Source organism: Pontibacter indicus (assembly GCF_900156345.1).
GTDB lineage: Bacteria > Bacteroidota > Bacteroidia > Cytophagales > Hymenobacteraceae > Pontibacter > Pontibacter indicus.
In genome coordinates, this window is record NZ_FTPP01000001.1 from 103285 (window position 1) to 119269 (window position 15985).

Below are 15985 nucleotides of genomic sequence, written 5' to 3' on the forward strand. Positions count from 1 at the left end.
GTATAGCCACGCAAGCATCACATTATGGTGTTGCTTTGGAATACAGTGACCGAAGCGGCTGGTAATTCTATTTCCTGACCTGCCTGCACTTGCTGAGGCAGTTCCATACCTTCCCCGCCATACCTGCTTTCCACCGAGCTTAACACCAATTCCCAATCAGCGCCAACTTCTTTTACTAGCTGTATTTTTTGAGGTTGATTACTTATGTTAAACAAGGTATACAGATACGGACTTTCACCTGAATGGATCAGATGTAGTACCTGGGTATGGTGGTCGGCGGAAACGTGCAGGCGGGTTTTGTCGGGCCTGGCCAGGGCAGGAGCTGACTTGCGGAGCTTGATAAGTGCTTTGTAGAAGTCGCGCAGTTGGCGGTGCTTTTCGCTGTGCTCATAGCTGCGCTGCAGTTTCGACTTGTTGAACGTCTCTTCGGACTGCGGGTCGGGGGCTTCACCCTGCCACGCAAAAGCCGAGAACTCTTCCTTCCTGCCGTTGCGCACGGCCTCAACCAGGTCTTTGTCGGAGTGGCTCACAAAGTATAAGAAAGGATTTTCCTCACCATACTCCTCGCCCATGAACAACATTGGGGTAAAAGGGGAGAGGAGCACGAGCCCTGCCGCTACTTTGAGCAGGTCATCCGAGACCAGCTGCGTCAGTCGCTCGCCGAGCATGCGGTTGCCCACCTGGTCGTGGTTCTGGGAGCAGACCACAAACTGCCGGGCGGGGTTGGCCGTGGCATCGCTGCCGAAGGTGCGTTTGCGGTGCTCGGAGTAAAGGCCATCGTACACAAAGCCGTGCTGCAGCGCTTTCTGCAACTGCTCCAGCTTCCCGAAATCGCTGTAATAGCCGGAATCCTCACCCGTGAGCAGGGCGTGCACGGCATGGTGAAAATCGTCACTCCATTGTGCCGCCAGTCCGTAGCCCCCTTTTTCCATCGGGTTGATGACGCGCACATCGTTCAGGTCGCTTTCGGCTATCAGAATAAAGTGCCTGCCCAGTTGCTGTTCCAGGTGCTCCACATGCTCCTGCAACTCCTGCAGAAAGTGTTTGGCGCCTGTGTCCAGAATAGCGTGCACGGCGTCGAGGCGAAGGGCGTCGATGTGGTAGTCGCGCAGCCAGAGCAGGGCGTTCTGGATGAAGAAGTTGCGCACGTGGTCGCTGTGGGCGTCATCGAAGTTAAGCGACTTACCCCAGGGCGTGTTATACTTGTCGGTAAAGTAAGGCCCGAAATCGTTGAGGTAGTTGCCTTCCGGACCCAGGTGATTGTAGACCACATCCAGCACCACAGCTATACCTGCGGCGTGGCAGGCATTTACCAGTTCTTTCAGGCCATCCGGACCACCATATGAGTTTTGTACCGCCGAAGGGTATACGCCATCATACCCCCAGTTGCGGCTGCCCGGAAATTGCGCGACTGGCATCAGCTCAATCGCTGTTATACCCAAGTCCACAAGATCAGGCAGCTTATCGATAACGCCCTGAAAGGTGCCTTCTTCCGAGAAAGTGCCCACGTGCAACTCATAGATAATGTACTGCTCCAACGGCAGCGGCTTCCAGCTTTTATCGGTCCACGCAAAAGCAGTATGATCGACCACGGCGGAGGGTTCGTGCACACCGTCGGGCTGGTGCTGCGAGGCGGGATCAGGGCGCTCCGTCTCCCCGTCGAGCCGGAAGGTATAGAGGGCGCCGGGGCCTGTCACTTCGCTCAAACCGGTCCAGTAGCCGAAGGCTTCGCGCTGCAGCGGCATTATCTTATCATTATCTTTTAGCACCACATCTACCTGTTCCGCCGCCGGTGCCCACACCGTGAACAGCGTTCCTTTTTCCGGGCTGTAGTGTGCTCCTATTTCTCTCGTTATGCTCATAAAGTATCCTTTTACGCCTGATTTCTAACTGGCATATACGGCTTTAGGTTGTTCTTTTTTGGCCGATAAAACTTTTCCCGATTCCAAAGTGGTCCTGGAACCGGCTTAACATAGGGTATAGGTATAGCTGCGTATTTTGGGCCGAAACCTATTGCGCGCGCATGCAGTACCTATTAGCTATTCTTCATCAAAATCAGGAAAAATAGCATACATGGAAGCACTGGAAGGAACCAAAAGGGTTGTCATCGAGAACGTGAAGCCGCAGGTAAACTGTGGGCAGTATCCAATCAAACGCATCGTGGGAGAGGAGGTCGAAGTGACGGCAGACGTGTTTGGAGATGGCCATGATGAAGTAAAAGCCGTGCTGCTCTACCGTCATTCCAAAAAGAAAAAATGGAGCGAGGTGCCCATGACTTTTCTGGGCAACGACCACTGGCAGGCCACCTTCACCCCCGACAGCATGGGTACCTTCGAGTACACCCTGCAGGGCTGGATCGACCACTTCTATAGCTGGCAAAAAGGACTAAAGAAAAAGTTTGAAGCAAACCAGGACATTACCGTTGAGTTGCAGATAGGCGCACAACTGCTTGAGGAGTCTGCCAATACCGCCAAGCCGGGCCAGCAGAAGCGTCTGCGCAAATGGGCCGAGCAGCTCAACAGACCGGGCTCCGTTGCCGACGCCGTGACACTGGCCACCAGTCCGGAGGTGTCGGACCTGATGCACGCCTGCTGCGATCGCCAGAATGTGACGAATTACCACAAAATACTGACCGTGGAAGTGGAGCGCCAGAAAGCGCTTTTCAGCACCTGGTATGAGTTCTTCCCGCGCTCCGCCGCGCAGGAGGCAGGCCGCCACGGCACCTTCCAGGACTGCGAGCGGCTGTTGCCCCGCATCGCCGAGATGGGCTTCGACACGATCTACCTGCCGCCCATACACCCCATTGGCCACGCGTTCCGCAAAGGCAAGAACAACTCGGTTACCTCGCAGCCCGGCGAGCCAGGTTCGCCCTGGGCCATTGGTGCCGAAACCGGCGGACATAAAAGCATTTTGCCGGAGCTGGGGACTTTGGACGAATTCCGCCATTTTGTGCAGACGGCCCGCGAGCACGGCATCGAAGTCGCGCTGGACTTTGCCATTCAGTGCTCGCCCGACCACCCCTATGTGAAGGAGCACCCGCAATGGTTTAAGTGGCGACCCGATGGTACGGTGCAATATGCCGAGAACCCACCCAAGAAATACCAGGATGTGCTGCCTGTCAACTTCGAAACCGAGGACTGGCAAAACCTGTGGCTAGAGCTTAAGAGCATCGTCACGCACTGGATTGAGCAGGGCGTGCACATTTTCCGGGTCGATAATCCTCATACCAAGCCATTTGCGTTTTGGGAATGGATGATCCGGGAAGTGCGCCAGCAGTACCCGCAGGTAATCTTCCTGGCAGAGGCCTTTACGCGTCCGCGCGTGATGGAGCGGCTCGGCAAGATCGGCTTCACACAATCCTATACCTACTTCACGTGGCGCAATACAGCCGCCGAGATCAAAGAGTACATGCGCGAGCTCACCAAAACCGAGATGCGCGACTTCTACCGTCCTAACTTCTGGCCCAACACGCCGGATATTTTGCCCTACGAACTGCAGACGGGTGGCGAGGCGGCGCACATTGCCCGCGTGGTGATGGCGGCAACACTGTCTTCTAACTACGGTCTGTACGGTCCAGTTTACGAGTTTGGCATTAACACACCGGTGCAAGGCAAGGAGGAGTACTGGGACTCGGAGAAGTATGAGGTCTACCACTGGGACTGGGGCAAACTGACCAAGATCCGTGAGGTCATCACCAAAATAAACAAGATACGGCAGGTGAACCCCGCGCTGCAAACCACCTGGAACATTGCCTTCGGCGACACCGACAATCCGCAACTGCTGTGCTATGCCAAGTGGGACAGCAGCTACCGCAACAAGATGCTGATGGTGGTGAACCTAGACCCACACAACACGCAGGCCGGCTGGGTGCAGGTGCCACTGCACGCCCTGCACATGGACAGCTCTCAGCAGTACATGGTGCACGACCTGATCACCGAACACAAGTATACTTGGAACAGTGAGTGGAATTACGTGGAGCTCCGGCCGCACGAAATGCCAGTGCACGTGTTCCGCATCGAAACCGCAAACCCCGGCATGGGCCACGACAGCCTGGACGACAACTGGCTGCCCGACGACCACGGCAAACACGAATAAAACCGATAAAACTATATGGCAGAGGAAAACACCCTTCTCGACGACAACATTCACTGGTACAAAGACGCCATCATCTACGAGTTGCACATCAAGGCCTTCATGGATGGCAACGGCGATGGCATCGGTGACTTTAAGGGCCTGATGCAGAAGCTCGACTACCTGGAGGAACTGGGCGTGACCGCGATCTGGCTCCTGCCGTTCTACCCGTCGCCGCTCAAAGACGACGGTTACGACATTGCCGACTACTACAGCATCAATCCGAGCTACGGTACCATGCAGGATTTCAAGCTGTTCGTAAAGGAGGCGCACCGCCGTGGGCTCAAGGTGATTACCGAGCTGGTCATTAACCACAGCTCCGATCAGCACCCCTGGTTTCAGCGGGCACGCCGTGCCAAGAAAGGCTCCAAATACCGCAACTACTACGTCTGGACCGACGATCCGAAGCAGTACAAGGACGTGCGCATCATCTTCACCGACTACGAGCCAAGCAACTGGACCTGGGACCCCGTGGCCGGGCAGTACTACTGGCACCGCTTCTTCCACCACCAGCCCGACCTGAACTTCGACAACCCGGATGTGCAGCAAGAGGTGTTCAAGATGCTCGACTACTGGTTCGACATGGGCGTGGACGGCTTCCGCCTGGATGCCGTACCATACCTGTTTGAGCGTGACGGCACCAATTGCGAAAACCTGCCCGAAACCCACGATTTCCTGAAAAAATTGCGCGCCCACGTGGACAGCAAGTATCAGGGCAAAATGCTGCTGGCCGAGGCGAACATGTGGCCGGAGGATTCGGCCTCGTACTTCGGCAACGGCGACGAGTGCCACATGAACTACCACTTCCCGATCATGCCGCGTCTGTTCATGTCGGTGAAGATGGAGGACCGCTATCCCATCATCGACATCTTCGACCAGACACCCGCCATACCCGAGACCTGCCAGTGGGCTATGTTTCTGCGCAACCACGACGAGTTGACGCTCGAAATGGTGACCGACGAGGAACGCGACTACATGTACAAGGTATACACGCGCGACCCTCTTGCCAAAATCAACCTGGGTATACGCCACCGCCTGGCGCCACTTTTGGGTAACGACCGCGCCAAGATAGAGTTGATGAACGTGCTGCTCTTCTCGATGAAGGGCACACCGGTGGTGTACTACGGCGACGAGATCGGGATGGGCGACAACTATTACCTCGGCGACCGCGATGGCGTGCGCACGCCCATGCAGTGGAACGATAACCGCAATGCCGGTTTTTCCACCGCCAATCCGCAGAAGCTATACCTGCCCATCATCATCGACCCGGAATATAAGTACGAGTCGGTGAACGTGGACACGCAGCAGCACAATGCCAACTCGCTGCTCTGGTGGATGCGTCGCATCATCAACATGCGTAAGCGCTACAAGGCTTTTGGTCGTGGCGAGATTCGCTTCCTGAATCCGGCCAATGCCAAAGTGCTGGCCTTTGTGCGCTCATACCAGGAAGAGAATATCCTCGTCATCGCCAACCTGTCGCGCTTCCCGGAGGCCGTGGAGCTGGACCTGCCGGAGTTCAGAGGCTATGTGCCCGTGGAGGTGTTCAGCAGAAACAAATTCCCGCAGATAAAGGACGACAGCTACGTGCTCACGATTGGTGCCCACGGCTACTACTGGTTTGAGCTGCAGCCGCAGGAGGTGAGCGGACGCGAAGGGCTCGACATGAAAAAGCCCGCCATGCAGTTGCCGCCATTGAACCAAGCTATACCTGCGCGCTCGCTCAAGACACTCGAAAGCAAGGTGCTGGCACCTTACGTGATGAACCGCCGCTGGTTCGGGGGCAAGGCCCGCACGATACAGCGCATGCAGGTAGTGAGTAACATGCCAATGGTGGCAGGCAGCTTCGCCGCCTCGCTTCTCTTTATTGAGGTAAGCTACAACGAAGGGTTGCCGGAACTGTACCAGTTGCCGATCGCTTTCGCTACCGGTGAGCAGGAACAGGAACTGATCGCCAGCCAGCCCAACAGCGTGATTGCCCGCGTAACCATGGAAGGCCAGGAAGGCATCCTCTACGATGCCGTCTACGCGGAGGAGTACCGCCAGCTGTTGCTCAACCTGATGGCCAAACGCAAGAGCATCAAGGGAGATGGTGCCGAACTGGTGGGTACCGGAAGCCGCAGCATTGGTGCCAAAATAAAGGAAATCGGACATCCGCTTTCGTCTAAAATACTGGGGGCGGAGCAGAGCAACACCTCGATCCTGTACGATAACCAGTTCTTCCTGAAAGTATACCGCAAACTCGACCGTACGCTGAATCCGGATGTGGAGATCATCCAAACGCTGACTGATAGGGAATTCGCGAATGTGCCGATGTACCTGGGCTCGGTGGAACACGAGGAAGAGGGCAAGCCGCCGATGGTGCTCGTGATGCTGCAGGAATTGGTGCCGAACCAGGGTGATGCCTGGAACTACATGGAAGATTCGCTGAAGCGTTTCTTCGAGCGACTGCAAACCCACAAAGAGCAGATTGAACAGATCAACCCGAGTGGCACGCTCGCAAACCCGGTACCTTTTGCGGAGGCACCAGAGCACATGCAGATGCAACTGGGGGGCGCTTCGGTAGAGCGCATCGAGCTCTTGGGCCAGCGCACCGCGGAGATGCATCTGGCGCTCGCTTCCATCACCGATTCGAAGGACTTCTCGCCGGAAGACTTTTCGCTCCATTACCAGCGCTCGCTTTATTCCTCGCTCACGTCGCTGGTGCGCAGCAACTTCGACAGCTTGAAAAAGCACCTGCCTAACCTGCCAGACAATGTGCGGGCCGAGGCCGAGGAAGTGTTGCAGATGCGCCAGCAGGTGCTGGAGCGTCTCAAGATGATCTTCCGTCGCAAGATCGACACCATGAAGATTCGGACCCACGGCGACTACCACCTGGGACAGGTGCTGTTCACGGGCCGCGACTTCGTCATCATCGACTTTGAGGGCGAGCCTGCCCGCTCGTTTAGCGAGCGCCGACTCAAGCGCTCTCCTTTGCGCGACGTGGCCGGCATGATCCGCTCGTTCCACTACGCAGCCTACAATGCGCTCTTCCAGCAGGACAGCTTCCGCAAGGAAGACGGCGACTACCTGGAGCAATGGGCCGAACAGTGGTACCACTATGCCAGCGGTTTCTTCATGCATACCTACCTGGGCATTGCCAAGGGCTCGGGTGTGGTGCCAGCAAATGAGGATGACATACAGGTGCTGATGGAGACCTTCCTGCTGGAGAAGGCGATCTACGAACTGGGCTATGAACTGAATAACCGTCCGGATTGGGTGCTCATCCCGATCAGGGGCATCAAGTACATCATGAGGAAATATCAGAATGGCTAAGAAAAAGGAACAGGAGAACACACAGCAGAACCCGCTGTCAGGTATGGAGACCGGAACCGGCGCAGCCATTAACGAAGGGACGGAACCAAACCAAACCAGAGGCAGCAAAAATAGCAGAAAGGCCGAAGGTATAGCGACAGTAGAAGTGCAGTCCGGAGCTGCCGCGGCACCCGCCAAAAGGGGCAGGCCACGCAAAACGGACAGCCCCGAACCAGGCGTCGCAGCCCGGGAAGTGATGGTGAAACCAACGCGGGGACGGGCAGCGAAAGCCACTTCAGCCGAAGCCACGGTTGGGCAAGGCGAAGCCAAACTGAGACGGGGAAGAACGGCCAAGTCGGTAACTCAGCAGCAGGAGGCCCAGGAGGTAGGGTTATCAACCACGCCTTCCCCAGCCACGGAGCAGCCGCAGCAGGAGCAAACCGGGCCGGTCTACTACGACGTCAGCCGGCTGTCGGAGTTCGACGTGTACCTGTTCCGCGAAGGTCGTCACTTCAACCTGTACGAAAAGCTGGGCTCGCACCTGATGGAGCGACAGGGCACCAAAGGCGCATACTTTGCGGTATGGGCTCCGAACGCCGAGCAGGTTTCTGTGATGGGCGACTTTAACGCCTGGAGCCGCGAAAGTCACCAGTTACGGGTTCGAGCCGATGGCTCAGGTATATGGGAAGGCTTTATCCCAGATGTGCAAGCGGGCATGCTGTACAAATACCACATCCGCTCGCGGTACCACATGTACCATGTCGAGAAGAGTGACCCCTTTGCGCTGCGACGCGAAAAGCCGCCTCAGACGGCCTCGGTCGTGCATGAGCTGCACCATACCTGGCAGGACCAGGACTGGCTGGTACAGCGCAAGTCGCGCCACGGACAGCCGCAGCCTTACTCGGTCTACGAACTGCATGTAGGCTCCTGGCGCCGCAAGCCCGAAGACAACAACCGCCCGCTCACTTACCGCGAACTGGCCGAGGAGCTGCCCGCTTATGTCAAGGATCTGGGCTTTACGCATGTAGAGTTCATGCCGGTGATGTTCCACCCTTTTAGTGGTTCCTGGGGCTACCAGATCACGGGCTATTTTGCGGCGGCCAGTCTCTACGGCTCGCCGGAAGACCTCATGTGCCTGATCGATGCGCTGCACCGCGAAGGCATTGGCGTGATCATGGACTGGGTACCCTCGCACTTCCCGTCAGACGAGCACGGCTTGGCTTACTTCGATGGCACACACCTGTTCGAGCACGCCGATCCACGCAAAGGCTATCACCCGGACTGGAACAGCTACATCTTCAACTACGGTCGCAACGAGGTTCGGTCTTTTCTAATCAGCAATGCCCTGTTCTGGCTCGACAAATACCACGTGGACGGGCTGCGGGTAGATGCTGTGGCCTCCATGCTATACCTGGACTACAGCCGTAAGCACGACGAGTGGATCCCGAACGAGTTTGGCGGCCGTGAGAACCTGGAGGCGATCTCTTTCCTGAAAGACTTCAACGAAGCCGTGCACATGCAGTTCCCGGACACGCTCACGATTGCAGAAGAGTCCACGGCCTGGCCTCAGGTGACGGGCAAAGTAGCAGACGGCGGTCTGGGTTTCGACATGAAATGGATGATGGGCTGGATGCACGACACGCTCACTTACTTTTCGAAAGACCCGATCTACCGAAGACACCACCAGGGCGACATCACCTTCAGCATCATCTACGCGTTTAGCGAACGCTTCATGCTGCCGCTCTCGCACGACGAAGTGGTGCACGGCAAAGGCTCCCTGATTCGGAAGATGCCAGGCGATGAGTGGCAGCGATTTGCCAATTTGCGGGCGCTCTATACCTACATGTACGCGCACCCAGGAGCCAAGCTCCTCTTTATGGGGGGCGAGCTGGCGCAAAGCACCGAGTGGAACCACGACAGCAGCCTGGACTGGCACTTGCTACAGTACGGCTACCACGCAGGTGTACAGCATCTGATCCGAGCCCTCAACCACACCTACCAGCAGGAACCGGCCCTTTATGGCAGAGCGTTTGACCCTGCAGGCTTCGAGTGGATTGACTACAACGATGCCCATAACAGCGTGATCAGTTTCCTGCGCAAAGGAGAGCAGCCCGACGAGCAGTTGCTGGTGGTTTGCAATTTCACGCCGGGTGTACATGACAATTACCGGCTAGGCGTACCGACCGGCGGCAACTGGGTGGAGGTGTTCAACAGCGATGACGGCCGCTTTGGAGGCAGTAATTTCCATAACCACGGCACCGTGCAGGCTATACCTGATTCTTTCCACGGGCATGCTTATTCTGTCGTGCTGCGGTTGCCGCCGATGGCAGTGGTGTATTTGAAGTATCAGTCACCGCAGGGGTAAGTTTGATTTTTTATGGCGTATTGCCTTGATAAGGGAGCGTCTGTTCAGGTATGAGCAGACGCTCTTTTTATAAGCTAAGTATGGTGCGAGCGTCGATGCTCGTGTCTGCTATCGTGGAGCCTCTGGTCTAGTGTGAGGTATAGCTACTGTCTTGTTTCATAGCTTGCCTTGGCCAGGCAGGCTGCTGTTTCGCCTGTGCGGCGGGCACTCACTTTTTGTCTTGACACAAATCGAGGGCCCCTACCCCCAAAGTAGGCAAAAAAGTCAAGACCCTCCAAACTCGCTGACCGCTCTTGACAGGGGGACCCCTTCACCCCCAACAGTGGAGTGTCATTTGGTGCACCTGGCACAGTTATTTGTTGCATTGTAAGCGCGCAAGTTAGTCTTGCTATACCTGCCAGTGGTTTGTGCAACCGCAAAAGCAGCGAAGCGATGCCGTTCTGCAGCTGAGAAGAGGCTGCAACAGGCTCCCCTCCTTGGACAAGGAGGGGTAGGGGTGGTTTGACCCGGTATAGCTAAACAACAACTACAAAGCTATACCTGTAGATTAAGTAGTAGCTGCAGAGTCCCCCTTCGAAGGGGGCAGGGGGATGACATTTTTCATCTTTTATACCTTACCTACAGCGCCTATACCTTGAAAAAGGAAACGGCCAAAAATTCCCTCTCGAGGTGGCAGGGGGATGTTAATCGTGCATGAAAATCCTGTCAATCCGGTAATCCTGAAAATCCTGATTCAGACAAAATGCTTAACCACAACCCTACTTCCCCTTCCTCAGCGGCAGAAACTTAGTGAACGTTCTTTTGCGTTCGCCCTCCTCGCTCGGGACGCCTGTATCCGACACCGAGCGCACGTCCTCGATCGAGTAGAAGGCGTTGGGGTTGTAGTCGCGGATGATGTTGATGACTTCTTTCAATTTCTTGCGCTTCACGATCATGAAAAGCAGATTGACTTTGCCTCTTGAGCCTCTCGCATCGAGGGCGGTGAGGCGGTAGCCTCGGTTGGTCAGGCGGCTGATGAGATCCTCGCCCGAATCTACGGTAATCACACGCACCACCACCTGGCCCAGCGCCAGCGTTTGCTCAATGCGCAGGCCCAGGAAATTGCCCGCGGCAAAGCCGCCCGCCCAGGCAAGGTATGAGGCAAAGTTGCTTAGGTTCTGCATCACCTGCGTGATGGCCACGAGCCAGATCAGCACTTCCACAAAGCCCAGCAGCGGGGCAATGGTTTTGTCGCCTTTCGAGATAAAAACGATACGCAGGGTGCCCAGCGTCACGTCCATAATGCGGGCAAAAAAAATAAGGGCAGGTATAATGACCCAGCTGACGATTTCCGGGTCAACTCCTTCGAAATACTCCATGGGGTGATTTGTTCTTTGGCTAATGTGTATGCTGTTACTGCGAACGGTCAGAAATGGTTTCCTGACCGAAACGAGCCCCGGCCTTGCGATTAGCTTGCGGGTGTCGCACTTGTATAAAGGTACTAAGATTTTTGCGGATATGGTACCTTTTCCGCAGGTATGGCCTATGTGCTTCAGTATAAAGGAGGTGGCCTGGCTGCTTGGCAAACGCAGCGGGAAGGAGGCAATTTATTTCATATTAATTTTACTATATAGCCAAAACGTGTGTCTGATTATATCCGTATGCAATAGAGACTACCTGTACACAAATAGGCTTAGAATTTTTTTGAATCCGGACACTGAACGTTGTTGACCCACACCCTGGGCAAGCAGCTGAAGCAGCCAGACATAAGGTGTATTCACATGGCGAAACTGATTATTGTGTCAAACCGACTCCCTGTCAAGTTACAGGAACAAGAGGGGCGGCTTGATTTTAAACCGAGTGAGGGCGGCCTCGCAACGGGATTAGGCTCTATCTACAAGAAAAAGAACAACCTTTGGATTGGCTGGCCCGGCATGGTGGTCGAAGATGAAACGCAGCAACAGCAAGTCATCGACAACCTCAACGGGCAGAACATGCACCCGGTCTTCCTCACCGAAAAAGAGATAAAAGAGTTTTACGAGGGCTTCAGCAACGAAACGCTGTGGCCTACTTTCCACTACTTCAGCCAGTACGCCATCTACGAGCAGCAGCTCTGGGAGACGTACGTTGAGGTAAACCAGAAATACTGCGACGAGTTGGTGAAAGTGGCTGAGCCCGACGACACGATCTGGGTGCACGATTACCAGTTGCTATTGCTACCATCTATGTTGCGCGAGAAGCTGCCGGAAAGTACCATCGGTTTCTTCCAGCACATTCCTTTTCCGTCTTACGAAGTGTTCCGCCTCTTGCCCTGGCGCAAAGAGCTGCTTGAGGGGATGCTGGGGTCCGACCTCATCGGCTTCCATACCTACGACGACATGCGCCACTTCCTCAGCTCGGTCAACCGCCTGGTGGGCCACGGCAGCACGCACGGCTGGATCAACACCGGCAACCGTTCCCTGCTTGTCGACTCCTTCCCGATGGGCATTGACTATGAAAAGTATGAGCAGACGGCTGCCAGTGAGGAGGTGATGAAACGGGAAAAAATGTACCGCAACAACCTGCACTCCAAAAAGATCGTGCTTTCCATCGACCGGCTCGATTATTCCAAAGGTATACCGCAGCGCTTGCAGGCCTTTGAACTGTTTTTGGAGCGCTACCCGGAGTTTCATGAAAAAGTGACCCTGGTGATGCTCGTCGTACCTTCGCGCGACGCGGTGGAGAAGTACAAAGAACTGAAAGAGGAAGTAGACGAACTGGTGGGCCGCATCAACGGCAAGTACAGCCACATGAACTGGAATCCGATCCAGTACTTCTACCGCTCATACCCACTTGAAACCCTGTCGGCCTTTTACCGCATGGCCGATGTGGCGCTCGTAACTCCGATGCGCGACGGCATGAACCTGGTCTGCAAGGAGTATGTGGCCAGCAAGCTCGACCAGACCGGCGTGCTGATCCTGAGCGAGATGGCGGGAGCTTCGAAAGAACTATCGGAGGCGCTGCTGATCAACCCGAACGACATCAACCAGATGGTCGAGACGCTACACGCAGCCCTTACCATGCCCGAAGACATGCAAAAGCAGCACATGCAGCACATGCAGGAGTCGCTGCGCAGGTATAACATTCATCACTGGGTGAGCATGTTCATGGACCGACTTTCTTATGTGAAGATCAAGCAGCTGTCCATGGCCACCACTTACCTCGACGAGGCGACCTACCAGGAACTGAGCAACTCCTACGAAGAGGCCAGTACGCGTCTGTTCTTCCTGGAGTATGACGGCGCCCTGGTGGATTACCACAACCGTCCGCTGATGGCCGCGCCCGACGAAGACCTGCTGGAACTCCTGCAGGTGTTGAGCAGCAATTCCAAGAACCGCGTAGTGGTGATCAGTAGCCGCGAGAAGGACAACATGCAGCGCTGGCTGGGCCACCTGAACATCGACCTGATCGCCGAGCACGGCGTCTGGATAAAGCAGCGCGGCACCGGCTGGCAGACCATGACCAGCCTGATCGACGACTGGAAGAGCGACATCCGCCTGATTCTGGATTTGTACGTGGACCGCACGCCGGGCTCGTTTATCGAAGAGAAAGAGTATTCGCTGGTATGGCACTATCGCCGTGTAGAAACCGGTCTGGGTGAATTGCGTGCCCGCGAGCTGGTGAGCCACCTCAACTTCCTGGCGACCAACAGCAACCTGCAGGTGCTCGACGGACAAATGGCCGTGGAGATCAAGGCGCAGGAGGTGAGCAAGGGCAAAGCGACCGGCTACTGGCTCAACATGTATCCACACGACTTTGTGCTGGCCATCGGCGATGACTGGGGCGATGAAGACATATTCAAAGCCATGCCGCGCGAGGCCTATACCGTGAAGATCGGTAATTCGCACTCGGTGGCCAAATACCACCTGGATAGCTGCGAGGAAACCCGAAAATTGCTTTCAAGATTAGTAGGGCTTAAGCAGAAGAAGCTTCCGAAAGAATTGTTGTAAATAGGTTTTAGTGAAACAGAAAAAGCCCCGGCTGTTGCAGACAGTGCGGGGCTTTTCTATGATAGCTATTTAAGGTATAGTCTCTCTCAGTAAGATCTGTTATACTTCCTATACCTGTAATAAGACAACGACAGGCTTGCCAGAATAAGCACATTGCTGGCCAGCGATAGGTAGACCTTTTGGTTCTGTTGTGAGGCAAGAGCGGCATAGTCTAAGCGAGAGATATTATATATCAGCAGTCCGATGGCCGCTACAATCAGAAAAGGGTATACCTTCTTCATGGCTATACCTACTGGAACAGGGTTCCATTCGCGCCACTGCCTTTCTCAGATTTCGAGGCTGGCTCTTCGCAGTTTTCCTCGTTGAACACCTGGTTTATGGCGTTCTCGGCATGGCGTAGTTTGTCTTTGCAGAACTTGATCAGCAGGGAGGAGCGCTGCACTTTTTGGGTGAGTTCGTCCACGTCCACGGAGTCGCTTTCGATGGCCCGCAGGATTTCCTCGAGTTCCTGGGTGGCCTCGCGGTAGGTCATTTTGCTTATGTCTTTGTTATTCATTTTCGTCTTTGTTTACAACTAAACTGTGCACGCTGCCGTCGTGCAGGCGCGTTTCGATCACGTCTCCCTCTTTGACCTGCCCTATGTGCTTAATGATCTTGCCATTGATCAGGGTCAAGGTATAGCCGCGCAGCAGGAGCTTCTCCGGGTCGTTGGCCTGGATGCGCATTTCGAGCAGGTCGAGCCGGTGACTGTCGGTGCTTAGCTTCTTCTGGGCGCTGTACTGCAGGCGGTCGCTGCATTTCACAAAGCTCAGTTGGCTCCGCTTGTGCTTGTCCTTGGCCTCTGTTTCGATGCAGTGCACAAGCTTGTTCAGGTCCTGCTCCTTCATGTGCAGCCAGCGCTGGCTTATTCCTTCCACACAAACGCTCAGCTCGCTTAGTTCCTTTCCGCGCAGGTGCAGCACATCTTTGGTATTGGCCTGCAGCAGCCTTTCGGCGTTCAGCAACTGACGTTTCTGGTTCTCAAGGAAGTTTTTGGGCTTGAGCAACAGGCTTTTCGAAAAATGCTCCAGCTGCTCCCGGTTCTCCTGCAAGTATGCATTGGTGATGTTCGATATTTTAAGACTCTGCCGCTCCAGTTTATCAGCCGAGAGGCGAAGCTGCTGCCCGGCAAACATGTGAATGCTGTCGAAGAGCCCTTCTATCTCCGTCTCAAAAGCAAGCGCTTTTTCCAATAAGAAGTTGGCCACAGCCGTCGGCGTTTTCTGGCGGGTATGGGCCACGATGTCGGCAGTGCTTTCGTCGCGCTCGTGGCCTATACCTGTTATCACGGGAAGCGGGGAGTTACCGATGGCAGCCGCCACTTTGTAATCGTCAAAGCAACCCAGATCCGTCTGCGAACCACCCCCGCGGATGATCACGATAGCGTCGAACAAATGGCTATACCTGGCGATCAGGTCCATGGCCTTGACGATGGAGGCCGGTGCTTCATTGCCCTGCACGGTGGCCGGAAAGAGACGCGTGTCGAAGGTATAGCCGTAGCTGTTGTTTTCGAGTTGGTGTATAAAATCCTGGTAGCCCGCCGCCGTGGCCGACGACACAATGGCCAGCCGTTGCGGAACCAGTGGCATTTCCAGCTCTTTGTTGGACGTGAGCAGGCCTTCTACCTCCAGTCGCTTCAGGGTTTCCTGCCGTTGCCGGGCCAGGTCGCCGATGGTGTAGTTGGCGTCGATGTTGACAATGTCGAGGCTCAGGCCATAGAGTTCGTGAAATCGCACCTGGGCCTGAAACAGGATCTTGAGTCCGGCCTTGAGCGGCTGCCCGGTCTTCTCCTCAAAATAGCGCCCCAGCATCTGAAAGCGGCTGCTCCAGATCGTAGCCCGGGCCTGCGCCTGTATGGCTCCTCGCGCATCGTTGCCTTTGTCAACCAGGTTGAGGTAGCAGTGCCCTTTACGCCGGTCGGGCGTCACCTGCGAGATTTCGGCCACTACCCAGTAGCTCTCAGGAAACGCCATTTCCAGTTCTTCCCGAATCTGCTGGTGCAGCTCGAAGAGCGAAAGCGGAGCATGAAACTCCTGGGTGACGGAGGTTTGGCTGAAATAAAACTGGGCCATGGGCAGGGTGAGGAATCCAATCCCGAAGATAGGGTTTTTGGAGGAATTATCTGTAAAGCGATTTGGGTTTTTGAGTTTTGTAGCTGTGGGGCTTAATTGAGCGATTGCTTGTTATAGGT

The 15985-nt window shown here is 55.4% G+C and carries 9 protein-coding genes; 4 read left to right on the top strand and 5 right to left on the bottom strand.

What is annotated here, in order from left to right:
• Nucleotides 1-17 precede the first annotated feature (17 nt).
• On the bottom strand, nucleotides 18-1862 hold the full coding sequence (gene treZ, locus B0B12_RS00445; protein WP_076665558.1) for a malto-oligosyltrehalose trehalohydrolase: 1845 nt from the start codon (nucleotides 1860-1862) through the stop codon (nucleotides 18-20).
• A gap of 211 nt (nucleotides 1863-2073) precedes the next feature.
• Here treZ and B0B12_RS00450 point away from each other — a divergent pair, with 211 nt between their 5' ends.
• From B0B12_RS00450 to glgB, 3 genes are read left to right on the top strand one after another with little or no spacing between them, the layout of a single operon-like run.
• Nucleotides 2074-4095, top strand: a complete 2022-nt coding sequence (locus B0B12_RS00450) for an alpha-1,4-glucan--maltose-1-phosphate maltosyltransferase (RefSeq protein ID WP_076665559.1) — start codon at nucleotides 2074-2076, stop codon at nucleotides 4093-4095.
• Between the two features lie 15 nt (nucleotides 4096-4110).
• The gene (treS, locus tag B0B12_RS00455; RefSeq protein WP_076665560.1) at nucleotides 4111-7443 is read left to right on the top strand and encodes a maltose alpha-D-glucosyltransferase; all 3333 of its coding nucleotides are present in this window, start codon (nucleotides 4111-4113) and stop codon (nucleotides 7441-7443) included.
• Nucleotides 7436-9787, top strand: coding sequence for a 1,4-alpha-glucan branching protein GlgB (gene glgB / locus B0B12_RS00460; protein WP_076665561.1), 2352 nt, complete (start codon nucleotides 7436-7438; stop codon nucleotides 9785-9787). Before treS ends, glgB begins: the two co-directional genes overlap by 8 nt.
• Before the next feature lie 758 nt (nucleotides 9788-10545).
• Here the strand turns inward: glgB and B0B12_RS00470 are convergent.
• On the bottom strand, nucleotides 10546-11145 hold the full coding sequence (locus tag B0B12_RS00470) for a DUF2179 domain-containing protein (RefSeq protein WP_076665563.1): 600 nt from the start codon (nucleotides 11143-11145) through the stop codon (nucleotides 10546-10548).
• Nucleotides 11146-11547: 402 nt separating this feature from the next.
• On the opposite strand from B0B12_RS00470, the gene B0B12_RS00480 reads away from it, so the two are divergent.
• Entirely contained in the window at nucleotides 11548-13755 is a 2208-nt protein-coding gene (locus B0B12_RS00480; RefSeq protein ID WP_076667533.1) for a bifunctional alpha,alpha-trehalose-phosphate synthase (UDP-forming)/trehalose-phosphatase, read from the top strand.
• An 86-nt stretch (nucleotides 13756-13841) separates the two neighbouring features.
• Here B0B12_RS00480 and B0B12_RS00485 read toward each other — a convergent pair whose 3' ends face one another.
• Genes B0B12_RS00485 through xseA form a run of 3 tightly spaced genes read right to left on the bottom strand, consistent with a single transcriptional unit; the run spans nucleotide 13842 to nucleotide 15866 of the window.
• Nucleotides 13842-14036 carry a hypothetical protein gene (locus B0B12_RS00485; RefSeq protein ID WP_076665565.1) on the bottom strand — a complete coding sequence of 65 codons (195 nt, stop codon included), beginning with the start codon at nucleotides 14034-14036 and terminating at the stop codon, nucleotides 13842-13844.
• An 8-nt stretch (nucleotides 14037-14044) separates the two neighbouring features.
• The gene (gene xseB, locus B0B12_RS00490) at nucleotides 14045-14311 is read right to left on the bottom strand and encodes an exodeoxyribonuclease VII small subunit (protein WP_076665566.1); all 267 of its coding nucleotides are present in this window, start codon (nucleotides 14309-14311) and stop codon (nucleotides 14045-14047) included.
• Nucleotides 14304-15866, bottom strand: a complete 1563-nt coding sequence (xseA, locus tag B0B12_RS00495; protein WP_076665567.1) for an exodeoxyribonuclease VII large subunit — start codon at nucleotides 15864-15866, stop codon at nucleotides 14304-14306. Before xseA ends, xseB begins: the two co-directional genes overlap by 8 nt.
• Nucleotides 15867-15985 lie beyond the last annotated feature (119 nt).

Bases quoted from the DNA above. Each gene is read 5' to 3' on its own strand.
- treZ (WP_076665558.1), bottom strand. From the start codon at position 1,862: ATGAGCATAACGAGAGAAATAGGAGCACACTACAGCCCGGAAAAAGGA.
- B0B12_RS00450 (WP_076665559.1), top strand. From the start codon at position 2,074: ATGGAAGCACTGGAAGGAACCAAAAGGGTTGTCATCGAGAACGTGAAG.
- treS (WP_076665560.1), top strand. From the start codon at position 4,111: ATGGCAGAGGAAAACACCCTTCTCGACGACAACATTCACTGGTACAAA.
- glgB (WP_076665561.1), top strand. From the start codon at position 7,436: ATGGCTAAGAAAAAGGAACAGGAGAACACACAGCAGAACCCGCTGTCA.
- B0B12_RS00470 (WP_076665563.1), bottom strand. From the start codon at position 11,145: ATGGAGTATTTCGAAGGAGTTGACCCGGAAATCGTCAGCTGGGTCATT.
- B0B12_RS00480 (WP_076667533.1), top strand. From the start codon at position 11,548: ATGGCGAAACTGATTATTGTGTCAAACCGACTCCCTGTCAAGTTACAG.
- B0B12_RS00485 (WP_076665565.1), bottom strand. From the start codon at position 14,036: ATGAAGAAGGTATACCCTTTTCTGATTGTAGCGGCCATCGGACTGCTG.
- xseB (WP_076665566.1), bottom strand. From the start codon at position 14,311: ATGAATAACAAAGACATAAGCAAAATGACCTACCGCGAGGCCACCCAG.
- xseA (WP_076665567.1), bottom strand. From the start codon at position 15,866: ATGGCCCAGTTTTATTTCAGCCAAACCTCCGTCACCCAGGAGTTTCAT.